At 67.9% G+C, this 22,261-nt stretch carries 17 protein-coding genes; 3 read left to right on the forward strand and 14 right to left on the reverse strand.

The features are described 5' to 3' along the window. Positions 1 to 89: 89 nt before the first annotated feature. Positions 90 to 1,526 carry an ABC transporter substrate-binding protein gene (locus RIB98_05860; GenBank protein ID MEQ8840485.1) on the forward strand — a complete coding sequence of 479 codons (1,437 nt, stop codon included), beginning with the start codon at positions 90 to 92 and terminating at the stop codon, positions 1,524 to 1,526. Here the strand turns inward: RIB98_05860 and RIB98_05865 are convergent. The 3 genes from RIB98_05865 to RIB98_05875 are packed head-to-tail and all read right to left on the reverse strand — an operon-like array spanning position 1,516 to position 7,842. Next, positions 1,516 to 4,377 carry a branched-chain amino acid ABC transporter permease/ATP-binding protein gene (locus RIB98_05865; GenBank protein MEQ8840486.1) on the reverse strand — a complete coding sequence of 954 codons (2,862 nt, stop codon included), beginning with the start codon at positions 4,375 to 4,377 and terminating at the stop codon, positions 1,516 to 1,518. The two genes, RIB98_05860 and RIB98_05865, sit on opposite strands and share 11 nt — an antisense overlap. Before the next feature lies 1 nt (position 4,378). Next, positions 4,379 to 6,604 (reverse strand): MFS transporter, encoded by a 2,226-nt coding sequence (locus RIB98_05870; GenBank protein MEQ8840487.1) that lies wholly within the window; start codon positions 6,602 to 6,604, stop codon positions 4,379 to 4,381. Between the two features lie 35 nt (positions 6,605 to 6,639). Then, positions 6,640 to 7,842: an acyl-CoA dehydrogenase family protein gene (locus RIB98_05875; protein MEQ8840488.1), complete on the reverse strand. Its 1,203-nt coding sequence runs from the start codon at positions 7,840 to 7,842 to the stop codon at positions 6,640 to 6,642. 26 nt (positions 7,843 to 7,868) lie between these two features. Between RIB98_05875 and RIB98_05880 the strand changes: the two genes are divergently transcribed. Further along, positions 7,869 to 9,101, forward strand: coding sequence for an amidohydrolase family protein (locus RIB98_05880; GenBank protein ID MEQ8840489.1), 1,233 nt, complete (start codon positions 7,869 to 7,871; stop codon positions 9,099 to 9,101). A 60-nt stretch (positions 9,102 to 9,161) separates the two neighbouring features. Here RIB98_05880 and RIB98_05885 read toward each other — a convergent pair whose 3' ends face one another. The 8 genes from RIB98_05885 to RIB98_05920 all read right to left on the reverse strand — a co-directional run bounded on the left by RIB98_05885 (position 9,162) and on the right by RIB98_05920 (position 18,448). Then, positions 9,162 to 10,301, reverse strand: a complete 1,140-nt coding sequence (locus tag RIB98_05885) for a hypothetical protein (GenBank protein ID MEQ8840490.1) — start codon at positions 10,299 to 10,301, stop codon at positions 9,162 to 9,164. Next, complete coding sequence (locus RIB98_05890) at positions 10,301 to 10,753, reverse strand: sigma factor (GenBank protein MEQ8840491.1); 453 nt, start codon at positions 10,751 to 10,753, stop codon at positions 10,301 to 10,303. Before RIB98_05890 ends, RIB98_05885 begins: the two co-directional genes overlap by 1 nt. A gap of 89 nt (positions 10,754 to 10,842) precedes the next feature. After that, entirely contained in the window at positions 10,843 to 12,711 is a 1,869-nt protein-coding gene (locus tag RIB98_05895; GenBank protein ID MEQ8840492.1) for an ABC transporter ATP-binding protein, read from the reverse strand. After that, positions 12,711 to 14,504: an ABC transporter ATP-binding protein gene (locus RIB98_05900; protein MEQ8840493.1), complete on the reverse strand. Its 1,794-nt coding sequence runs from the start codon at positions 14,502 to 14,504 to the stop codon at positions 12,711 to 12,713. The genes RIB98_05895 and RIB98_05900 overlap by 1 nt, the downstream gene beginning before the upstream one ends. Further along, positions 14,501 to 14,938 carry a MarR family winged helix-turn-helix transcriptional regulator gene (locus tag RIB98_05905; protein MEQ8840494.1) on the reverse strand — a complete coding sequence of 146 codons (438 nt, stop codon included), beginning with the start codon at positions 14,936 to 14,938 and terminating at the stop codon, positions 14,501 to 14,503. Before RIB98_05905 ends, RIB98_05900 begins: the two co-directional genes overlap by 4 nt. A gap of 10 nt (positions 14,939 to 14,948) precedes the next feature. Beyond that, a complete protein-coding gene (locus tag RIB98_05910; protein ID MEQ8840495.1) occupies positions 14,949 to 16,136 on the reverse strand; it encodes a hypothetical protein in 1,188 nt (395 codons plus the stop codon). 39 nt (positions 16,137 to 16,175) lie between these two features. Continuing rightward, positions 16,176 to 17,747 (reverse strand): DNA polymerase Y family protein, encoded by a 1,572-nt coding sequence (locus RIB98_05915; protein MEQ8840496.1) that lies wholly within the window; start codon positions 17,745 to 17,747, stop codon positions 16,176 to 16,178. Then, complete coding sequence (locus RIB98_05920) at positions 17,747 to 18,448, reverse strand: hypothetical protein (GenBank protein ID MEQ8840497.1); 702 nt, start codon at positions 18,446 to 18,448, stop codon at positions 17,747 to 17,749. The genes RIB98_05915 and RIB98_05920 overlap by 1 nt, the downstream gene beginning before the upstream one ends. A 195-nt stretch (positions 18,449 to 18,643) precedes the next feature. On the opposite strand from RIB98_05920, the gene RIB98_05925 reads away from it, so the two are divergent. Next, positions 18,644 to 18,847, forward strand: coding sequence for a hypothetical protein (locus RIB98_05925; GenBank protein MEQ8840498.1), 204 nt, complete (start codon positions 18,644 to 18,646; stop codon positions 18,845 to 18,847). A gap of 309 nt (positions 18,848 to 19,156) precedes the next feature. Here the strand turns inward: RIB98_05925 and RIB98_05930 are convergent, their stop codons facing one another. The 3 genes from RIB98_05930 to RIB98_05940 all read right to left on the reverse strand — a co-directional run bounded on the left by RIB98_05930 (position 19,157) and on the right by RIB98_05940 (position 22,179). Beyond that, complete coding sequence (locus RIB98_05930; protein ID MEQ8840499.1) at positions 19,157 to 19,348, reverse strand: hypothetical protein; 192 nt, start codon at positions 19,346 to 19,348, stop codon at positions 19,157 to 19,159. Between the two features lie 313 nt (positions 19,349 to 19,661). Continuing rightward, on the reverse strand, positions 19,662 to 21,404 hold the full coding sequence (locus RIB98_05935; GenBank protein MEQ8840500.1) for an S-layer homology domain-containing protein: 1,743 nt from the start codon (positions 21,402 to 21,404) through the stop codon (positions 19,662 to 19,664). Between the two features lie 112 nt (positions 21,405 to 21,516). Continuing rightward, a complete protein-coding gene (locus RIB98_05940) occupies positions 21,517 to 22,179 on the reverse strand; it encodes a winged helix-turn-helix transcriptional regulator (GenBank protein MEQ8840501.1) in 663 nt (220 codons plus the stop codon). Positions 22,180 to 22,261: the final 82 nt, after the last annotated feature.

The raw sequence follows: 22,261 nt of genomic DNA on the forward strand, positions 1-22,261 counted from the left end.
GTCTGACCCCGAGTGCAACGGTGTGACGGATGACACGTTGGAGCGAATGCGTGGTACAACATGGCAGTTGTTGGACCAAGGGGGGCTCCATGACCACACGCCGCACTCGACGGGTTTCGTCGCTTCTGGCCGTCTTCACGCTCTTTGCACTGCTCGCTGCCGCGTGCAGCAGCGGTGACGACGGGGGCGAAACCGAGAGCGGCGAGGGGGCAGAATCGTCCACCACCACCGCCGCGCCCGACGACGGGACCACCACACCGCCCGACGACACCGAGGACACCTCTACGACCGCCGCACCCGCGGACGACGTCGAACCGTTCGACTCGTACCGCGGCGTCACCGCCGACACGATCACCGTCGGCGTCGTCAGCAGTGACCTCGACGAACTGCGGGAGCTGGGTCTGGTCGACATCAACAACGGTGACGTCCCGCTCATCTGGGAGACCCTCATCGCCGACGTCAACGCCAACGGGGGCGTTGCCGGCCGCCAGCTCGAGATGATCTACACCGAGTACAACCCGGTGTTCACCGCGTCCGCCGACGACGCGTGCGTCCAACTCACCCAGGACAACGAGGTGTTCATCGTGCTCGGTGGTATCACCGGGCCGGCCATCGACAGCGTGATGTGCTTCGTGCAGCAGAACGAGACGATGATGATCGGCGGCACCCACACGCCGGCCCACTTCCCCCAGGCGACCGTGCCTTGGGCCGCGATCGCCATGAGCGCGGAGCGTCGCCATGAGGGAACCCTCGCGCTGTACCAGGAGCTCGGCCTGCTCGACGGCAAGGTCGCCACCTACGACGACTCGTCGGAGAACCAGTCGATCACTCAGGATGTCGTGCTTCCCGCACTCGCGGATCTCGGTGTCGAGGTCGTCGAGTCGTTCACGAGCACCATCCCGCAGGGCGACGAGGTGGCTCTCGCCAACCAGGCAGAGATCTACGCCGAGGTAGCGAAGGACGAGAACATCGACACCCTGATCGTCGTCCAGTCGCAGCTCGCGTTCGGCATCGCCCACATGCGAGAGGCCGGATTCGAGGGCAACATCGTCGCCATCGACACCGGCGAGACCGTGTCGACGATCGGCGGCTTCGACGAACGCGACCCCGCCATCTACGACGGCACCTACTCGCCGATGGGGGCATCACGCGACGAGTCGTGGGACCTCGAGGCATCGCAGGCGTGCTACGACATCCTGCGCGAGGCCGAGGGCATCGAGGTGCTCGATCCCGCCGACGTGCCCGACGGCGAGGCCAACTGGGCCGGCGGGATGCAGGCGCCCTGCGCGTATCTCTCGGTACTGAAAGCGGCCGGCGACCGGGCGGGCGGGGACCTCAATCCCGACACCTTCCTGGCCGGGTTGGAAGCGATCGGGGCGATCGATCTGGCCAACATCCCGTTCGCCAGCTTCGGCCCGGGCAAGTACGACGCGGCCGACGGGCTGCGCATCGGTCAGTTCGACCCGACGCTCGGCGAGAACGGCGGCCTGGTCGAGGTGACCGAGCTCACCGACATCACTCAGTGATCGCGCCGCTGCGATCGATGGCCCGGCGATCGGTCCCGAGGTAGCTCGCGATCACCGCGGGGTTCGACCGCACCGTTTCGGGGGTTCCTTCCGCGATCACGATGCCCTCGTCGAGGCAGTACACCCGATCCGACAGCGACATGATCAGACCCATGTCGTGCTCGATCACCACCATCGTCGCCCCGAGCTCCTGCTGGATCGACTTGATCAGCGGTCCGAACGCCTCGGTCTCCCGTTGGGCGAGGCCGGCGGTCGGTTCGTCGAGGCACAAGACATGGGCATCGAGGGCGAGCAGGCCGGCGAGTTCGACGATGCGGCGAGTGCCGGTGGAGAGCTCGTTGATGAACGTGTCGGCGTAGCGGCCGAGGCCGAGGAAGTCGATGAGGTCGGCGGCCTGGCTGCGCTTGACCCGGTCCCGCCGGATCGCGCCGGGCCAGAACAACGCGGTGGAGACGAGGCCGGTCCGGTGTCGGGCCTCGAGGGCGACGAGCACGGTCTCACGCACTGTGAGCTCGGGGAAGAGGTCGGCCGCCTGAAACGTGCGACCGAGGCCGGCCCTGGCCCGTTCGTGCGCGGCCAGACGAGTCACATCGCTGCCGTTGATCTCGATCGTTCCGGTGGCAGGGACATATCCCCCGATGGCGTTGAGCAGCGTCGACTTGCCGGCGCCGTTGGTTCCGATCAGACCGACGATCTCGCCGTGGTCAGCGTCGATGCCGACCCCCGAGACAGCCAGGATCCCCCCGAAACGGACCTCGATGTCCGTCGCCCGCAGGGCGACCTCGCCGCGGCGCTCCTTGGGCTCATGGGTGACGACCGTCGCCGGGGCGGGGCGGGAGACACGCACCGGCGGAGGTGGGCGGCGCGCCGCGACCCAGTCGACCACGGCGTCTCGTGCCACGTAGCCCACGTGCACGAGACCGGCCGGGAAGTAGAGGAGCAGGACGAGTAGGCCGATGCTCGAAGTGAGAAGCGGGACGAGCTCGTTGTCGGGCCAGAAGGACGGGAGGCCCACGACCCAGAACGCCCCGATCAGCGGACCGAGCAGCGTTCCGAGCCCGCCGATGACGACCATCGCCACCACCTGGAGCGAGTCGTCGAGGGTGAAGAAGCGGTTGGCCAGCGGAACGCTCTCGATGATGCCGGCCAGCAGTGCCCCGCCGAACCCCGCGATGCCGCCGGCGAGCGCGAACGCCATGAGCTTCATGCGAATGGGCGACACGGCGTAGGCGCTGGCCGAGTCCTCGTTGTCGCGCACCGCGATGATGCTGCGCCCGATGCCGGAGCGTCGGAGCCGAGCGACGACCACCAGCAACACGACCAACGAGATCATGGTGAAGTAGTAGAAGTCACGCTCGCTCTCGACCTCCCACCAGCCCACCTTCCCCCGCTCGAAGGCCACCGAGGACCCCTCGCCGTCGTCGAGGGCGTCGCGCCGGAAGAGATACACCTGCGCCGCCAACGCGAAGGCGAATGTGCTCACCGCGAGGAGCAGTCCGCGCACCCGCAACGAGCCGACCCCCACGATCGCGGCGATGCCGGCCGTGACGAGCGCGGCCAGGAACATGGACACCAGGAATGGCAGGTCCGGAAGAGTGACGTCGAACCATTGCCACTGCCCCCACCCGACGCCGAAGTGCAGGCCCCTGCTGAAGCCGGCGGCGAGGAGCGCACCGAATCCGGCGAACGCCATCTGGGCCAGCGACACCTGGCCCGACCATCCGGTGATGACGGTGACGGAGACCGCACAGACGGCGAAGGCGAGCACCCGGGCGTAGATGCGATGCCGACTCGGCAGGTCGATCAGCAGCGGCACGACGATCCCGGCGACGAGCAGCAGTGCCGGTCCGAGGTGCACGAAATGACGGACCCACCAGATCGAACGAAGGTGCTCGGGAACGGGGCGCCGCTTGGAGATGAAGGCGAACGAGGCCCGGCCCTCGCCGTCAGCCCTGTTCGAGAAAACGATCGCGGCGACGACGAGCACGAAGAGCACGAGATCGAACAGGCCCGGATCGGTGAGGTGGATTCGCACGATGTGCGTCTCCAGCAGACCGATCCCGATACCGGCCGCCACCGCACGCGGGAACGAGTACATGCCGGCGAGCACGGCGGCCGCGAGGGCACGCGTCATCGTGACGGGACCGAGGTTCTGGATGCCGGTCGCCTCACCCCGCCGACCGGCCAGCAGGATCATGGCGACGGCGCCGACGAAGCCGGCGACCGTCCACACGAACAGCGAGACCGTGCGGGGGCTGATGCCCTGGAGGCGGGCCAGATCGGCGTTGCCGGCCGAGGCCTGCACGGTCTGACCGAACACGGTCCGGTTCAGGAAGAGCGCGAGACCGATGGCGATGATCGGCACGACGACGATGACGGTGAGGTCCGGGCCGTCGACGCTGATACCCCAGAACGGCTCCCAGGAGGAACCGACCGGGATCGGATAGCCCTGCCCGGTCTCGGGCGTGGGGTCGGGCAGGGCGAACAGGATCGCCTGCATCAGCTGGGCGATACCGATCGTCGCCACGAGCAGGATCACCCTCGGAGCGTCGAAGAGGCGACGAACCACCGCGAGTTCGAGGATCCCGCCGCCGATCGTGCCCACCGCAACCGCAACCGCAAGTGCGATCCAGTACGGGAAGTCGTAGTTGACGACCATGATCACCATCAGCCCCATCGCGGGCAGACCCATGTTGCCGACGGCGAGGTTGATGACCTTGGTCGAGCGGTAGATCAGCACGATCCCCATGGCGATCAACCCGTAGATCAGGCCGATGGTGGCACCGTTGAAGACGAGCTGCCACGAGCTCCGGTCGACCCACCAGGCCCAGATCGCGTCCCAGATCGCCATGTCAGCCGCCCTCGTCGCCGAGGAACACGGCCCGGGCGATGTCGTCCCGCTCGAGCAGCTCGCGGGCCGACCCCTCGAAGCGGATCTGGCCCTTCTCGAGGAAGATCGCCCGGTCGCTGATCTGCAGAGCGATGTTGATGGACTGCTCGACGACGATCATCGTCTGCCCCGCCTCCCGCAACCGGTCGATGAGCTCGAGCAGCTCCGACACCACCGACGGGGCGAGCCCGAGTGACAGCTCGTCGATGAGGAGTACGTCGGGCTCGTTGAGCATCGTGATCGCGAGGGCGAGCATCTGCTGTTGCCCTCCCGACAGGGTGCCGGCCTGGTCGTTCTCGCGTCCGACGAGCGCCGGGAAGAGCTCCTGCACCCGCTCGATGCGACGACGCACGTCGGCTCGGTCCTTGCGGTACTTGTAGGCCCCCATGACCAGGTTCTGGCGCACCGTCATGTCGGCGAAGACGCCACGTCCGCCGGGGAGCTGCTGGATGCCGAGCTGCGAGCGCACCTGGGGGGAGCTGAACGTGATCGTGCGCCCGTGGTGGCGGATCACCCCTCGCGACGGGGTGCCGAGTCCGCTGATCACCCGCAGGACCGTGGACTTGCCGGCACCGTTCGTGCCGAGCAGCGCCAGCGACTCGCCCTTGGCGAGCTCGAAGCCGACGTCGAAGAGCACCTGGACCCGGCCGTAGCCGAAGTCGAGGTTGTTGATCTGGAGAGCCGGGATCGCGTCGGGTGCCGCGGCGCGGCGATCGGATTCCTCGAGCTCCTCCTGGAGCTCCTGCACTACCTGTGAGAGATCGCGTTTCACGAACGAGGCAGCCCTCATCATGAGCCCCCCGCCGACGATGGTGGTGGGCACGCTCAGCACCAGCACAGTGGTGCGGGCCCCCCAGGCGTCGGCGAACAGCAACGCGACGAGTCCACCGCCCAACGCACCCGTGAAGAAGATGTAGAGGGTGCCGAGGGCGGCACCCAGACCGCGGAGCCGGTACGGAATGATCGACTGGAGCATCGGCTGCACCATCGCGAAGGCCGAGAACAGCATCACCTCGCGGGGGATCGACATGATCACGAACGCCGGCACGTTGGGCATGAAGTACTGCACCGGCATGAGGAAGGCCGAGAAGAAGACGAGCCCGCCGACGAGACGCAGCACCAGCGACGGGTCGCGTCGGTAGAGCCGATCGAAGCGGGGACCGATGAACACGAGGGCGACCATGACGAACACGCCACCGGCCGTCTTGGCGATGCCCCGGTCGAGTGCTTCGAGGTCGAAGCGATCCTCGAGGAAGATGTTCTCGAGGAACGGCGCGGTGAAGATGCCGAAGCCCATCGCGCTGAACCCGACGATCACCCCCTTGAGGGTCCGGATCTGCCAGAGCCGGGCGAAGGCCGCGTCCATGCTCGGCGGGAGCGGATCGTCTTCGGCGATGGCCTGGCCGAGCACATCCTGCTTCTCCCACTGCCCGCGCGTCGGCTCCTTCAGCCGGAAGGCGGCGAAGGCGAAGAACAGAACCGGTACGCCCAGGATGTAGTAGGCCCACCGCCAGCCGTCGACCTCACCCGGACCGTTGGCGATCTCGACGATCACACCCACGAGCAGGGGGCTCAGCACGGCCACGCCCCGACCGGCGATGGCGGTGATCGCACCGATCCGTCCGCGGATACCGATCGGGTAGGCATCGGCGATCATCGAGCCATGGACCGGGATCGTGTTGGCCTTGGCGATGCCGACACCGAAGCGGGCCCAGAAGAATGCGAAGGCGTTGGGCACCATGCCGCTCAGGAAGACGCTGATGCTGAAGGCCAGGCTCGACCAGCCGATGACCGGTCCCCGCCGGAACCGGTCGGCGAGCCAGCCCATCGGTACGGCGCCGAGCACCACGAACGCCGCCGAGATGGCACCGATGAACGTGATCACGCCGTCGCCCACGCCGAAGTCGTCGCGGATGTCGGGGGCGAGGAGGGCGAACGCGGAGGCCTGGAGTTCGTCGAGGGAGTTGAGCACCAGGAGCACGACGAAGGTCGCGGCGCCGCCCCCCATCACCAGGCCCCGCTTGAGGCTCAGCTCCTCGCTGCCGACGCCGGGCAGCAGTTCGTCGGCGAAGAGGATCTCCTCCACCTCGGACGCGTCGCGTCGTGCCGCTTCCTCCTCGAGCACCAGACCGGCGAGCGCGGACGCATGCGGTCTCGACTCAACGGTGTTGTCGTCCCCCTCGGCCATCGTCCCCCCGGATCGGCCTGCTTCTCGATGTTGCCTTAACGCTCTGCCCTGTCTGCCTGACGATCCGTTTTCTGTGCCTCTCGCCAGGTCAGCCCCTGCTCCACGTCGATGTCGTGAGGCAGGCCAAGTAGCCGCTCGGCGATGACATTGCGTAGCACCTCGCTCGTCCCCCCACCTACCGTGAGCGCCGGCGAGAAGAGGAAGCCGTCGTTCCACTGGGCCCAGCTACCGTCGAGCGGCCCATCGGCCAGCATTCCCGCCGCACCCTCGAGATCGACGGCCAACTCGTAGACGACCTTGCCGTGCGGGTCGGCCAGTGCCTTGCGCAACGACGCATCCGGCCCGGGCGTCTGGTTCACCTTGGCGGCCACCAACGCGAGCCGGTGGTAGCGGAGAATCTCGCCCTCGATGTAGGCCCGAACCAGGCGATCGCGGTGGGGGCCGGGTGCGATGCCGCCGCGCTTCTCGACCGCCTCCACCAGGTCACGAACGGTCGGGCCGTGACCCCACCGCAGTCCGCCCTGGCTGAGTGACACTCGTTCGTTGGCCAGCGTCTGCTTGGCCATCGACCAGCCGTTGTGCTCCTCGCCGATGAGGTTCTCGGCCGGGATCCTCACTTCGTCGAAGAACACCTCGTTGAACAGGCCGCCACCGCTCATGTTGACGATGGGTCGTACCTCGATGCCCGGCGTCGCCATGTCGACGATGAAGTAGCTGATGCCGGTGTGCTTCGAGACCTCGGTGTCGGTGCGAGCGATGAGGATGCCGAAGCGCGAGACGTCGGCCAGCGAGGTCCAGATCTTCTGCCCGTTGACGATGTACTCGTCGCCGTCACGCACCGCCCGGGTGGAGAGGTTGGCGAGGTCCGAGCCGGCCTCGGGTTCGCTAAACAGCTGGCACCACATCTCCTCGCCGGTGAGCATCGGCGGCAGGTAACGCTCCTTCTGGGCGTCGGTGCCGTGGACGATGATCACGGGCCCGCAGTGGCCGGTGCCGATCGGGTTGATCGGCTTCCTCGCCCCTGCCCGCTTCATCTCCTCTTCGATGATCAGCTGGTGCACCGGCTCGGCGTCGAGGCCCCACGGGGTCGGCCAGTGCGGCACCACGAGACCGGCGTCGCGGAGCTGCGCCGGTGTGGGGTCGGGATGATCGGAGAACCACGAGCGGAGTTCCTGGCGTCGTGGGTCGTCGTCTCCCGGCAGCTCCAGGGTCATCGTCGATCCGGGACTGGCAGCCATGCGGCACATTAGGTCAATGTGGAGGCATGACCGCCACCGACGCATCGACTGAGCACTACACCGTCATCTCCGCCGACACCCATGCCGGCGGGAGCCACCAGGCATATCGCGAGTACCTCGCCGAGGAGTTCCGCGACGAGTTCGACGCCTGGCGCGGAAAATACAAGAACCCCTACAAGGATCTCGGCGACAACCGTCGGCTCCGCAACTGGGACAACGACATGCGCAACCAGGCGCAGCTCGACGAAGAGGGCGTGGTCGGCGAGGTCATCTTCCCCAACACCGTGCCGCCGTTCTTCCCGAGCTTCGTGCTGTTCGCCCAGCCCCCGACGGCCGAGCAGTACCGCCAGCGTCGGGCCGGTATCCAGGCTCACAATCGTTGGTTGAAGGAATTCTGCGAGGACTATCCCGAGCGGCGCGCCGGTGTGGGCCAGATCTTCCTCAACGATGTCGACGACGCCATCGAGGACGCCAAGTGGATCAAGGAGAACGGGCTGCGCGGCGGCATTCTCCTGCCCAACATCGCCCCCGACGTCAAGTGGGTCAAACCGCTCTACGACCCCTGCTACGACCCGCTGTGGGAGGTGCTCACCGATCTCGACATGCCGATCAACATGCACTCGGGCACCGGCAACCCCGACTATGGCAAGTACCCGATCTCGATGCTGCTCTACATCGGCGAGGTCGGCTTCTACACCCAGCGGCCGCTGGTCCACATGATCCTCGGCGCCGTGTTCGAGCGCTTCCCGACGATGAAGTTCGTGCTCACCGAGATCGGCGCAGCGTGGATCCCGCCGCTGCTCGAACAGCTCGACGGCACCATCTCGCGCATCCGCGACACCGGTGAGACCGGCGAGATCAAGTACGACCGCGGAGTGCTGCCGTCGATGCTCGCCTCGGAGATGTGGGCCCAGTGCGGCTACGTCGGCGTGTCCGGTCCGGGGGCGGGCGACATGGAGGCTCGCCACGCGGTCGGCGTCGACCGTTTCATGTGGGGCAGCGACTACCCCCACGACGAGGGCACCCATCCGAACACCAAGGAGCACCTGCGTCGTCGCTTCGCCGACATCCCCCACGAGGACTGCGTGAAGATGTTGGCCGGCAACGCGGCGAAGCTCTACGACTTCGATCTCGACAAGCTCGCGCCGCTGGCCAAGCAGTACGGCCCGACCCGGGAAGAACTGCACACCCCGGTCGACGGCCCCGACGACGCCGACTACCTCGGCATCGGCGAAGACATGGACACCGACGCCCTCTGACCGTTGCATTCGGGGTCAGACCCCCGTTGCAGTTGGGGTCAGACCCCCGTTGCACCACTTCTAGGAGACTGCGCGGCGAACGATCGTCGTCGGGGAGTCCTTCGTCGCCGACCAGATCACATTCGGTTCGGCGCCACGGCCGACCGCACCCGCAGCGACTCCATCGATCGTCCGGATCGCCCTGCTGCCCCGATCGATGAGGAAGGTGGCTCCGTCGGCGGCCAACGCGAGGACACCGGCATCGATCTCCAGTAGGTCGATGGCGCGGGTCCCCAGGTCAATGGTGTCGAGCAGCTCGCCGTCGGCGATTCCAACAACATAGACACTGTTGTCCTGGCCGTTCCCTCTGATCCATACCTCGTCGCCGAGAATCGCCGATCCTGCCAACGGCACACCCAAGTCGGCGATCTCTCGTCCGCCGCCACGAACATCGGCGACGGTCACGATCCCGTCGTACGGGCTGGTGAGCACGGCGATGTCATCGCGTGCGGAGACGAACAGCGGTGGAGTGAGCTCGCCGCCCTTGAGACCGCCGCGATAGCCGCCGTTCTCGCCACCGATGTACTCCACCGATCCCACGCCATCGAGCACCCATGCACCCATCGTCGATGCAGCGATGCCGCCGTCCGTTTCTGTGGTCCTCTCGATCGGGGCGTACGTGCCGTCTGGGGAGATCTGGACGAATCCCGATGGAATCGACATCCATCCGGCCGTTCGGACCCACACCGAGTCGGCGCTGAACGCAATGTCGGTGGGCTCGCCGGTGACCCTGATGTCGTCGACGACGTCGCCGGTCACCGGGTCGAGGCGAAGCACATGACCCATGCCGCCGGACTCCTCGGTGTCGATCGATCCTCCGACCACCCAGAGGCTGCCGAACGCCTCCCCCAATGCGGTCGCGGCGAACGGCACCTCGATCGTGAGGTCGGTGAGCTCTGACGTCGCCGGCCCGTCACCGGCCGCCCCGCCGGTCGTCGGCGATGTCGTCGTCGTGGGGCTGGTGGCAACGTCGGGCCCGTCGGTGCCGACTGGCCACACGGCGAGGACACCGGCCGCGACGAGGAGCCCGGCCAACAGGAACCCCGCACCGAGCCGCCGGCGTCGGCCTCGGTTCTGCGCAACGGCGGCGGCCTCGACCGCGGCCGCGCCGCGAACCGTGCCTCGCACTGCGAGTCGACGAAGTTCGTCGCGATCGTCCATCAGGCCAGTCCTTCCATGTCGAGTTCGTTTCTCAGCCGGGTCCGCCCACGGCTCGCCCGAGCTCGAGCCGCCTCCTCGCTGCACCCGAGCACGGCTGCAACCTCGGCGTACGTGGCGTTCTCGACGTCGACCATCCAGAGGACCGCACGCACCTCGGGCGCCAGCCGGGTCAGATCGCTCACGTCCGACGGGTAGCGATCCGCGCTCGTCGTGTCGGCGGTACCGATACGCACCAACGCTCGGCGAAGTCGGCCGAGCGACCGGCGTCGATTGGACGCCAGATTCAGGATCGACCGACGGAGGTACGCCTCCGGGTGTTCGACAGCCCGGTCCGATCGTCGCCGCAGCATTCGGGCAAGCGCCTCCTGGACGAGATCATCGGGTTCATCCTCGGACGGCCCGACGACCGCTGCGAACGCCCGCAACCGCGGGTAGAGCGCAGCGAAGTCCATGGCCGTCATCATCACAGAGACACCGAACCGCTCGGATTCGTGACAGGTCGTTCTCAACTGCAACGGGGGTCTGACCCCGAATGCAACGGTCAGGTGAGGCCGCCGGTTTGCCACATGTCGGCGAAGTGGCCGCCGGCCGCGATCAACTCGTCGCGGGTGCCGACCTCGGCGATGCCACCGTCGGCGACAACCACGATGCGATCGGCTCGCATGGTGGTCTGGAGACGGTGGGCGATGATGATCGCCGTGCGGCCCTCGAGGACGACGTCGAGCGCGTGTTCGACGGCCTGCTCGGTGCGCAGGTCGAGCGAGGAGGTCGCCTCGTCGAGGACGAGCAGTCGCGGCTGTGACAGGAAGGCGCGAGCGAGCGCGAGCAGCTGACGTTCGCCGGCCGAGAGCGAGACGCCACGCTCGTGGCACGGGGTGTCGAGTCGCTCGGGGAGTCGGTCGAGGAGGCGGCCGAGACCGACCTGCTCGCACGCGGCTTCGAGCTCGTGGTGTTCGAGGTCGCGTCCGCCCATCAGCAGGTTCTCGCGAATGGATCCGGCGAACAGGAATGGCTCCTGCGGCACGACCCCGATCTGGCGCCGCAACGACGCGAATGTGACATCGCGCACATCGTGACCGTCGATCGTCACCCGGCCGACCTGGGGGTCGTAGAAGCGGTTGAGCAGCTTGGCGATGGTCGACTTTCCCGCACCGGTGGGACCGATGACCGCGATGGTCTCGCCGGGGTGGATCTCGAGATCGACATCGGCGATCACCGGCACGTCCGGGTCGTAGCCGAACGTGACGTTCTCCAGCCGGATCTCGCCGACCACCGGGGGCAGCGGGTGAGCGCCGTCCTTCTCGGCGACCGTCGGTTCGCTGGCCAACACGCTGTCGATCTTGACCACCGACGCCGCACCCTGCTGGTAGATGTTGAGGAGGGCCACGATCTCGGTGATCGGCGCGAAGAACGCACCGACGTAGAGCACGAAGGCGATCAGTTCGCCGAGCGTCACGCGACCCTCGAGCACGAACTGGCCGCCGATGACGAGCAGGACCATCTGGGCGAAGGGTCCCATTGCCTCGGAGCCCGGGCCGTAGACGCCGTTGATGAAGGCCGTGCGATCGTTGGCATCGAGATACTCGCCGGCCTCGTTGCGATGCTCGACCACGGTGCGCTCTCGCCGGTTGTGGGCGGTGACGAGCCGGATGCCGGCGAGGCTCTCCTGAAGGTGGGCCAGCACGTCGGCGATCGTGTCGCGCACGCGGATCTGGGCGATCTCCGCCACCCGCCGGTACCAGAGCGACAGGGCGAGCGTGCCCGGGATCACCGCCACGAGGGTGATCAATGCCAGCAGCGGGTTCAGCAGGAACAGCGCGATGGTGACGGCCACGAGGGTCACGCCCTGGACCGCGAGTTGCACGAGCCCTTGTTGGAACAATTGCTGGAGAGGCTCCAGGTCGCTCGTCATGCGGCTGAGGAGGCGCCCGGCCCGCTCGTTCGTGTAGTAGTCGATGCTCAGCCGCTGGAAGTGGGAGAACATCTGCACCCGTAGGTTCGCCATGATCCGCGCGCCGACCCGGCCGGCCACCATGGTGCGGATCGTGCCGACGACGACCGCGACGGGGACGAACACGGCGAAGACGACGCCCAGCGTCACGACGAGGCCGCGGTCGCCCTTGCGGATGCCCTCGTCGATCGAGATCTGGAGCAACAACGGCCCGGCCTGCGACATGACCGCCTCGAGCGTGACCAGCAGGAACACACCGAACAGCGGCAGTGCGTAGGGCCGCAGGAAGCGGGCCATCGTGAAGCGGCGATGGCTGTAGCGGGTCTGGCTGAACTCGGGCGGGTCGACGGCGACGTCGGGAGGACCTTCGGCCATCCATTGCTCGACCTTGTCGCGCACCTCGGGCGGCACGCCGCTGAATCCGGTGTCGGCCGCGCCTCCCCATCCGGCGTTGGACATCAGTCACCACCCTCGTCGAGATGGGCGAGCAGTTCTCGGTAGCGCGGCTCGCCGGCCATCAGGTCGTCGTGGGTGCCGGTGGCGGCAACGACACCGCCCTCGAGGAACACGACCCGGTCGGCGAGCGCGATCGTCGACAGCCGGTGGGCGATGACGATCACCGTTCGGCCGGCGGTCGCTTCCCGCAGTCCCGAGTGGATCTTCTCCTCCACGCGGACATCGATGGCGCTGGTCGCGTCGTCGAGCACGAGGATCTGCGGGTCGTGCAGGAGCGCCCGAGCCAGCGAGATGCGCTGGCGCTGTCCGCCCGACAGGGTGTAGCCCCGCTCCCCCACCACCTCGTCGAAGCCGTCGTCGAGTTCGTCGATGAACTCCATCGCCTGGGCCGCGGCTGCCGCGGCGCGGACCTGCTCGTCCGGTGCGGTGGGATCGGCGAACGCGATGTTGTCGCGAATGCTCATCGAGAAGAGGAACGGATCGTCGAATGCCACTCCCACGGTCGCCCGGAGACTGCGCAGCGTGGCGTCGCGGACATCGATCCCGTCGATCTCGATGGCACCCGATCGAACGTCGTAGAACCGGGGTAGCAGGCGGGCCACGGTCGACTTTCCCGACGCGGTTTCACCGACGAGCGCCACGGTCTCACCCGCGGCGATGTCGAGTGTGAATCCGTCGAGCACGTCGGCGTCGCCGCCGTAGCCGAAGTGCACATCGCGAAACGTCACCGCGCCTCGGGCCCCGGCGAGGTCGACCGCGTCGTCGCGCTCGACGATGGTCTCGGGCTCGTCGAACAACTCGTAGACCCTCATCGCCGAGGCCTTCGCCCGCTGGGCCATCTGCACGAGATGCCCGATGAATCGGAACGGCACCTGCACCATCACGACATAGGAGCTGAAGGCGACCAGCGCGCCGATTCCGAGGGTGCCGTCCTCCACCAGGAGCCCGCCGTAGAGCAGGACGATGGCGAAGCTCAGGCGGGGCAGATGCTCCAGGGCGGGGATGTAGCGGGCCGACACGTCGGCGCCCTTGACCATCGCCCATCGGAGCTGGTCGGCGACACCGGCCATGCGAGCGACCTCGTGCTGCTCGCCGGCGAAGTTCCGCACGACCCGCACACCGGCGATGTTCTCCTCGACCAGTGTGGCGACGTCGGCCTGTCGAGCCATCACGAGCCACCACGCCGGTAGTTGCGGGTGACGACTCCGAAGTCCGATGACCGCGACGAACGGCACCGGAATGATGGTGACGAGGGTCAACGGGACACTCACCGAGAGCATCAGCACCAGCGCGAAGCCGAGACTGGCGAGCGAGATGACCATGAACGGGCCGAAGTTCAGGAACATCTGCACGGCACGGATGTCGCCGTTGGCCCGGGCGAGGAGCTGGCCGGTCTCGCTGCGGTCGTAGAAGTCCGCCGACAGGCGCGAGATGTGGTTGAAGACGGCGTAGCGGAGCGCGTTCTCGACGCGGAAGGCCACCTCGAACATCGCCCGACGCGCGTAGAAGCCGCTGAGCGCTCCCAGCGCCGTCAGCCCCGCCAGGGTCCACGCGTAGGGGGCGATCGAGGCGGTCCGTTCGTCGAGCGCGTCGTCGATCGCCAGCATGAGAACGGCCGGCACCAGCATGCGCGCCGCCATTCCGACGGTCGTGCCGATCACCGCAACGGCGAAGCCCCAGCGCAGCGGCGACAGCACCGGCCAGAGGCGACGCAGCCAACCCTTCGACGCGTCGGGATCGGGGCGTCCCTGCGGCTCGGCGTAGCGGGCCAGCGCGTCGGTGGCGAGCGCGGTCACGGCGCGGTCCGCTTCGCATCGAGGGCGTCGCGCCAGAGGTCGAGCCCCGCCAGGGCCGCTTCCCGCGCCGACTTGTCGAGCGACGACGCCAATGACGCGAGCGCGCCGTCGGCGGCTGCGTTGGCCTCCGTGAGCGCGTCGACACCGCTCGGCGTCAGCTCGTAGTCGACTCGGCGGCGATCGTCGGCTCGGCGGGTGCGGGCGACGAGACCGTCCTCGACCAGGCCCTGCATCACGGTCGTGACCGTCGGCGGGCGCACGGCGAGGAACCGGGCGAGTACGCCGCTGTTGGTGATGCCCGCACGGACCAATGCCAGTGCCCGGAACTGCGAGCTGGTCAGGCCTGTCTCGTTGACCGCGATCTCCATCGAGCGGCCGAGCGCGATCACCGTGACCGCGTGGGCGCGGTCCGTCGCGGTTCCCTTTGTCCCCATAACTATTAGCTTAGCTAATGACCCTCTCGGGGACCAAGACCCGGAGGTACACGGCCCGCACCGCGAGCGCCTCGCGGATCTCAGACATCATCCCCTCGGCGAAGTCGGCCCGGTACGCCTCGTCGGTCACCACCTGCACCGCGAACTGCAGGCCCGACATCATGCCGATGAAGGCCGACACGAGCACGAGCTGACGCGTGAAGATCAGTTCCGACCCGAGGACCGACCAGCGCTCGGCCCAATCGAGTTCCGCCGTCAGTGTCTCGGCCGTCGTCCACTGGAGCAGCGTGGTCTCTCGCACGGTGAACAGGCCGAACACCAGGTAGAAGGCCATGATCACCAGAGCAACCAGCAGGATCTGGATCGCCTGGGAGACGAAGAGCAACAGGGCGACGTTGAGTTCGGCCCGCCGACCGAGCCGGAGAGCTCCGGGCGGCGGCGCATCGTCGCCGGGAACCAGGTCGGCCACCGGCGTGTCGCCGCAGTACGGCCGCACCTCGGACCAGCGCTCGAAACGGGCCAGGTCCACGGTGATGCGGCGCACCGCCACCATCACGAACGCGCTACCGATCGACAGAACGATCACCAGCACGCACAGGAAGTAGGGCATCGTGAAGTCGTTGGCGACCTGCCACATCTCGGCGTTGAGGAAGATGAAGGCCGAGAAGATCAGCAGGATCGGCAGCGACTTCATCGCCAGGGTCGCGATGTCGTTGATCTGGGCCCAGACCTGGCCGATCGACCACCGCAACATCGGGATGATGCCCCAGGCGGTGAGCACGAAGCCGACGACGAGCACGCTGGCGTTGAACGCGAACAGCCACAAGAGGTTGTCGCTCCACGAATCCTCGGCACCGATGGCCGTGGGGATCGCGGGCAGCAGGAAGAAGAGGAGCAGTTCCGGGATGCCGACGTCATCGGGCAGCATCCAGAGTGGTCGCCCCCGCAACCGGTTGACCACGAGGAACGCGCCGACCATGAGGGCGAGGCCGCCGACGACGGCGAGCGCCTGCGCGACCCCGACCCATCGATCGCCGAAGACGAGGAACACCTCGAGGAACACCACGAGCGACAGGAACGGGAACATCCGGGTGAGCACGTCTTCGCGCACCGAGTAGCGGTCGATGAGATACGGCAGACCCTGACGAACGAACCAGCGCTCGGTGCGGCCCCTCTGCATCTCGTCGGCGGTCGTCATCGCAGTGACCCTGCCACAGAACCGCCGGCTCGCGACGGCTCAATCCCAGAGTGCGGTGACCCACCATCGGCCCTGCTCGAGGGTGACGAGACGAGCCTGACCGTCGTCGGTGAGCAGCTGGAACCGGGCCCGGCGTCGATGGTCGTCGGTGTCCCACCAGCGCTCGTCGACCGGCCACGGACCGGCCCACCCGACGATCGACAGCGTGCGGCTGCGGATGCCCAGCGTTACCGGTGCCCCCGAGGCCATTCCCCGGCCGGTGACGGTGACCATTTCGCCATCGCCGTCGAGGAGCTCGACCACGCGGGGCTGCGCCGGGACTCGACTCGGCGAGGGCGCCGGGAGCCGACCGGGCCACGGGGCCGGTCCGTCGCCAGCCCGGTCGCCGGACGGCGCAGCGACCGAACGGCCCCGCAGCTCGACCGTGGACGCCGATACGAGCACCAGCTGTTCGCCGGGGTGACGGCCACCCCGACGCTCGGGCACCTTCACCGCGTCGGCACCGAGCTGGCCCTGAAGACGGGCCGCCACCCGCGCGGCCCGCTCGTCGACCTCGGTCTCGCCGCCCCAGAAACCGAGCTGGCGGCCTTTCGCCGGCACGATCTCGTCAGGGAGCAGCGTGACCCGGGAGATGCCGCCACTCGGCCGGGTGGCGGCCGAGCCGTTGAGCCAGCCGTCGAGCTGCCATCGCACCCGATCGGCGATCGCCCCCGCCGACAATGCCCCTTCGTGGCGCCAGAGACGCAGCAGGGTCTCGCCGAACTCGGTTTCCGCCTCGATGGCGATGCGCACACACGAGACGCCTTCGCGTTCGAGCCGCTGATGGAGTTCGTCGGCCAGACCCCGGGCACAGAACGCCACCCGATCGATGCGATCGGCCGGCGGGTCGATCTCGGTGGTGATGGACCAGTCGGGCGGCGTGAGCCGAGCGTCGGGCGGGCGCTCGTCGAGACCCGACGCGAGCCGATGCGCGCACCGTCCCTCGTCGCCGAACCGGGCGAGCACATCGGCCGGCGGCAGCTCGGCGAAGGCACCGAGGCTGCGCAAGCCGAGCCGTACCAACACGTCGGTGAGTTCGGGCCGGTCGAGCACGGAGATCGACATCGGGGCGAGGAACGCGGCACTCCCACCGTCGGCGACGATGTGCACCGGACGGGCGGCCCGAGCAGCGAGCCCGGCCGCGAACGGGCCGTCGGCGATACCGATGCGAATCTCGGTGCGGCCGTCGAGCACCTCGCCCATCCGCTGCCGCATCAGCGTGGCCACCGCCTCGTCACCGCCGAAGTAGCGCGAGGGACCGCGCATGGCGATGGCACAAGTGCCGGGGCGGGTGACCTCGACCCTGGGGGTGATGTCGTCGAGCGCGGCGAGGACCGGCTCGAACGTGCGGGCCTCGCGCGCCTCGTCGCGCTCGAGCACCTCGAGCTCGGCACAGCGGGACTGGGCGACCCGGCGACGCAGGTCGCGCACCACACCGTGATGACGCGCGGCCGGCGATGAGGCGACGACCCGGTTGGCGTGCACGACCGCCACGGGTTCGTCGAGCGGGCGACCGAGCGCGACCACCGGCCAGTCCGGACACCAGGCGACCAGTGTGCGAACCGGCCCCATCAGGCCAGCGCCGCCAGCTCGGGCGGGTCAGCCGACGCAGGCGCAGGCTCGCCCAGCGGCACCGGCTGACCATGCGGACCCGGCAACAACAAGGCCGCGCCGCGAGGACGGGCCGCCGACCCGCGGCCGCTGGACTCGACTCGCACTCGACGGACCCGGAGCAGTCCATGGCCGATGCCCAGCCCGCTCCATTCGGACTCGACGATGCGCAGGCCGATGTCGACCCCGGGCTCGTCGAGCGCGCCGAGGCGGATCAGCACCGAACCCCGTTCCCGCATCCGGGCCGACAATCGGCGCAGGTCGGCCGGTCGGATCCGCACCCCGGGGCCCACCAGCACCACATCGACCGCACCGACGAGTGCGGCCACCACACCGGCCGCACCCGATGACCCCTGCGGGTCGACGACGAGCATGCGTTCGAGCACCACCCCCGCTTCTTCGGCGGCGGCGAGCCCGAGCCCCGGGTCGCCGACCACCGCCACCCACGACCCTGCGGCCGACGGCCCGGCCGCCACGGCGAGGGCCAGCGACGTTGCGCCGACGCCTCCGACCGCCACGGTCGAGCCTCGGCGCAGGCCTCCTTCGGGGAAAAGGGAGGTCACCGCGGGCAGCAGCGGCATGGTGTGTTCGCGGGCCAGCACGAGCGGCGCGACCCTGTCAGCGACAAGCCGAAGGCTTCCGACTCGCTCCGCAGCAGCCATCCCGCGAGTATCGAACACATGTTCGCTTTCCGCAAGAGGGGAATGTGGCCCTCTCCCACACGTTCATCGGAACACATGGTTCACTGGACCATGGACCTCGAGCTGACCGACCGTGCCGCGCACGTCATTCGCCGCAAGGGCGGCACCGCCGTGGTCGACCTGCTCGAACCGTTCGGTTGAGGCAAGAAGTTCGAGGTGTCAGTTGACACCAGAACCAAGGGCCGCCGCCTCGACGGCTACACCCGGTACATGGTCGATGGCCACGAGCTGCTGCTCGACCCCGACCTGCTGAAGCTCCCGGTCGAACTCACCATCACCACCGGCGGCATCTTCGGCCGCGGCCTCAGCGCCACCGTCGACGGCCTCAACGGCGCCGCCTGCCCCATCGAACTGCTCTGACCCAAACGCGAGGAGGGGCGGTAGTCGATCATCGGCCGCGAGGTAGTGTCGGATCCATGGATCCGAGGGAAACCATCCCAGTTGTCGAACCGGGGCGAGCAGCTCCCAGCTGACAGGGATGAGGTGTTCCGTGCCCATGACCTGCCCGAAGCGATCGAGGCGCTGTGACTTGTCGACTGGTGGAGCCTGCCAGAGGTCGCGCAGTCCCCGGGCATTCGTCGATTCCCGCTGGACCCGACAGGTAGCTCGGTGGAACGGCTCCACCTGCCCGATCGACCTGCTCTGAAGGGCTGTCCCTCGTTCCTCAGATCAGGCGAGGTCGATTTCAACGCTGAACAGCACGATGGACCCGTCGTCGACCAGCTGACCGACCACGAGCGCGGCTCGCACGAGCTTGCCGGCGACCACGAGATAGCAGTAGTCGCCGCGGTCGGGATACATGGCGGGGAACTCGTCAAAGCGCTCGGCGAACGCATCGGAGATCGTCGGCAGGTCGATCACCAAGAAGTCGCTTGCGGACGGCTCGCCGGCCGGTCCTCGAGAATCGCTCAGTTGCGGGTCGAGCTCAGCGAAGAACTGCGCATGTCGCCCTCGCTCGATCAGATCAGTGGGGATCTTCTCAGGTTGGTCACGAAGCCCGAACGGATCACCTCGTCGCGTTCGTCGGGCGTGAGCGCTTCGAGCTCTGCTGTCCAGATCCGATCAGCGTTCGCCGATCTGACGCGGATGCGTCCCCGACAGAGACACCCGGACCCGAGAACGGTTGAGTGCGGAGCCGATGGCCCCGCACTCAACAGCTCGAGGAGGGTTCGGCTCAGTCGCCCGGGTAATCCCAGTCGGAGTCGGTGGCCATCCGGAACAGGAAGGCCGCCATCTGACCCCGAGTGACGTTGTCGTTGGGCGAATAGGTGGTGGCACTGGTGCCCGTCGTGATCCCCTGGTCCTTGAGCCAGCGGACGGCCTCGGCGTAGAACGAGCTGTCGGGGACGTCGCTGAAGCCGTGCGCCGGGTTGCCGTCGGGGGCACCGGCGAGCCGGTGCAGGAACGCCGCCATCTGCGCTCGGGTCACGTTGTCGTCCGGTGAGTAGGTCGACGGCGTGGTGCCGGTCGTGATCGCTTCTTCCTTGAGCCAGCGCACGGCCTCGGCGTAGAACGTACCCTCCGGCACGTCACTGAAACCGTGAGCGGGGTTGTTGCCCGGTTCACCGACCATCCGCCACAGGAAGGCGGCCATCTGGCCTCGCGTCACGAGCCCGTCGGGCGAGTAGGTCGTCGGCGACGTACCGGTCGTGATGCCCTCGTTCTTCAGCCAGGCGACCGCGTCGGTGTAGAACGCACCGGCCGGCACATCGGTGAAGCCGGTGCCACCACCGCCACCGCCACCGCCACCGCTGGACGCGGCGAAGCGCACGACCGCGCCCGGGGCGGACAGCACGTTGGAATAGGCCACGAAGAGTTCGCCGTCGCTGGTCGCCGTCACCCGGGCACCCGTCGACGAGTTGAGGCCGACACTCCAGAGCTCTGCGCCATTGCTGACGTCGTAGCCGACCAGGACGCCTTCCTCGAAGGCCGCCTCGGCGGGGATGGCCGTGGCGACGATCGTCCCGTCGGTGGCCCGCTCCAGATCGAACAGGTTGTCCCCCGGTGTCCGGCCGTAGGTCTCGCTGTTGTCTGCCGCATAGCGGTAGAGCAGTCCGTTGTTCGACGTTGCGAAGTACTGCCAACCACCGACCATGTAGCCCCCGTCGGGTAGCGCAGCGACGCCCGTGAGCATGTTGGACACACCACTCGTGAACGGCGTCGTCAGCAGTAGTTCGTTGCCGGCGGTGTCGATACGAAGGATGAGGCCGCTGCCCCGGGTGTCGAAGGAGACCGTCCCTTCGCGGGCCGCCCCGACGATCAGGATGCTCCCGTCGCTCAGCACTGCGGCGTCCTCGGCCAGGTCGTTGAGCGACGTGCCGAATTCCTTGGTCCAGACGACTGCCCCGTTGGCGGTGTACTTGCGCACGACGATGTCCCGTGCGCCACCACCACCGGCGCCGAACGCAGTGCCGATCGCGTAGACGGAGCCGTCGGCCCCGACCACGACCTCGGTGAGGATCTCGTCCTCCGCGGTGCCGAATTGGTCGGTCCACCGCACCGTGCCGTTGCCGGCCACGGCGTGAACCAGAGCGTCGTTGCCTCCACCGTACGTCCCTGCGACTGCGGCGCGGGTCGTGCCGACCGCGTAGATTCGCTCATCGCTTCCGGTGGCGACGCCGTAGAAGGCCTTGAAGCCCTCGATTCCGCCACCCAGCTTGCCCAGCCACTCGAGGTCGCCGTCGGCGTCATAGCGCTTGATCGTCGCGGGGACCATGTTCATCGCGTCGCTCTCGGCGCCAACAGCGACGACGTCCGCGCCCACGGCCGCGACGTCGTACTCCTCGTCGCCGAGCGGGACTTCGACCTCCCACACCCGCGTGGGTTCGGTGTCGATGGCCCCGGCGGGGCTGGCGAGCATCGCCGAGATCAGCGCAGCGATGCCCAGGATCGCTCCCGCGCAGGTTCGTATTCTCATGGTCGTGTGATGTCTTTCTGTGAAGGCTGAGCACGGCATAACAAGCGCCCACCAACGGATCACCAACAGAATCCGCCGACAGATTTCCCTTCCCCGCCGGCGCGCCGGGGTGTCAGTCGGACTCGGCTGCGACGATCGATGCCACGGGAGATTGCCCGAAGGCGACGATGAAGGACCGCACCGCCTTTTGCGAACCGACCAGCTCGACATCCCCTCGGCGGTTGGCCTCTGCAAGCGAGTTCTTGCCGAGGTAGGTGCGGTACAGCGCAGCTCGGTCGGTGCGCAACGTCACGTCGACCTCGAAGCCCGGGTCCGCGAGGCAGATCGACGCCTCACCCTCGACGACGATCCAGTAGCGCTTCGGGTGGTCGGCCAACTGCACGTAGACGGTGAAGCGAGGCTGAGGGAGCTCTGTCGCGTCGAGCTGGCGGTGGAGCCACCACAACAGCAGATCCGGGTCGAGCTCGTCGATGGCCGGTTCACCGAGGACCCAACGCGCACCCCAGGTCGCGAGGCCGAACACGATCGGTTCGAGCGCCCGTCCCGATTCGGTCAACCAGTACGATCCGTCCTCGGCCTGCTCGACCACGCCCGCCATGGTGAGCTGGCGGAGTCGGCGGGTCAGCAGCGCCCGAGACAGCCCCGGGTTGCCGCGGATCAGCTCGTTGAACCGGTTCGTGCCGGTCAGCAGGTCACGCACGATGTGGATCGTCCACCGATCACCGAGCAGCTCTGCCGTGCGTGAGATCGGACAGTACTGACCGTAGGACTTCATCGACCGAACCTAGCGGTTCAGTATTGGAACTACCCGAGGGGACGATCCTCGTCTTGAGTTGTCTCCACGACCACCGAGCCGA

The sequence above is a fragment of the Acidimicrobiales bacterium genome (genome assembly GCA_040219515.1).
In the GTDB taxonomy this organism is placed as follows: Bacteria; Actinomycetota; Acidimicrobiia; order Acidimicrobiales; family Aldehydirespiratoraceae; genus JAJRXC01.

What these genes read in the sequence shown, in the direction of transcription:
- RIB98_05875 (MEQ8840488.1), bottom strand. Translation starts at nt 7,842, where the DNA reads ATGGCTGCCAGTCCCGGATCGACGATGACCCTGGAGCTGCCGGGAGAC.
- RIB98_05910 (MEQ8840495.1), bottom strand. Translation starts at nt 16,136, where the DNA reads ATGACGACCGCCGACGAGATGCAGAGGGGCCGCACCGAGCGCTGGTTC.
- RIB98_05940 (MEQ8840501.1), bottom strand. Translation starts at nt 22,179, where the DNA reads ATGAAGTCCTACGGTCAGTACTGTCCGATCTCACGCACGGCAGAGCTG.
- RIB98_05905 (MEQ8840494.1), bottom strand. Translation starts at nt 14,938, where the DNA reads ATGGGGACAAAGGGAACCGCGACGGACCGCGCCCACGCGGTCACGGTG.
- RIB98_05890 (MEQ8840491.1), bottom strand. Translation starts at nt 10,753, where the DNA reads ATGGACTTCGCTGCGCTCTACCCGCGGTTGCGGGCGTTCGCAGCGGTC.
- RIB98_05870 (MEQ8840487.1), bottom strand. Translation starts at nt 6,604, where the DNA reads ATGGCCGAGGGGGACGACAACACCGTTGAGTCGAGACCGCATGCGTCC.
- RIB98_05865 (MEQ8840486.1), bottom strand. Translation starts at nt 4,377, where the DNA reads ATGGCGATCTGGGACGCGATCTGGGCCTGGTGGGTCGACCGGAGCTCG.
- RIB98_05860 (MEQ8840485.1), top strand. Translation starts at nt 90, where the DNA reads ATGACCACACGCCGCACTCGACGGGTTTCGTCGCTTCTGGCCGTCTTC.
- RIB98_05880 (MEQ8840489.1), top strand. Translation starts at nt 7,869, where the DNA reads ATGACCGCCACCGACGCATCGACTGAGCACTACACCGTCATCTCCGCC.
- RIB98_05885 (MEQ8840490.1), bottom strand. Translation starts at nt 10,301, where the DNA reads ATGGACGATCGCGACGAACTTCGTCGACTCGCAGTGCGAGGCACGGTT.
- RIB98_05935 (MEQ8840500.1), bottom strand. Translation starts at nt 21,404, where the DNA reads ATGAGAATACGAACCTGCGCGGGAGCGATCCTGGGCATCGCTGCGCTG.
- RIB98_05920 (MEQ8840497.1), bottom strand. Translation starts at nt 18,448, where the DNA reads ATGGCTGCTGCGGAGCGAGTCGGAAGCCTTCGGCTTGTCGCTGACAGG.
- RIB98_05915 (MEQ8840496.1), bottom strand. Translation starts at nt 17,747, where the DNA reads ATGGGGCCGGTTCGCACACTGGTCGCCTGGTGTCCGGACTGGCCGGTG.
- RIB98_05895 (MEQ8840492.1), bottom strand. Translation starts at nt 12,711, where the DNA reads ATGTCCAACGCCGGATGGGGAGGCGCGGCCGACACCGGATTCAGCGGC.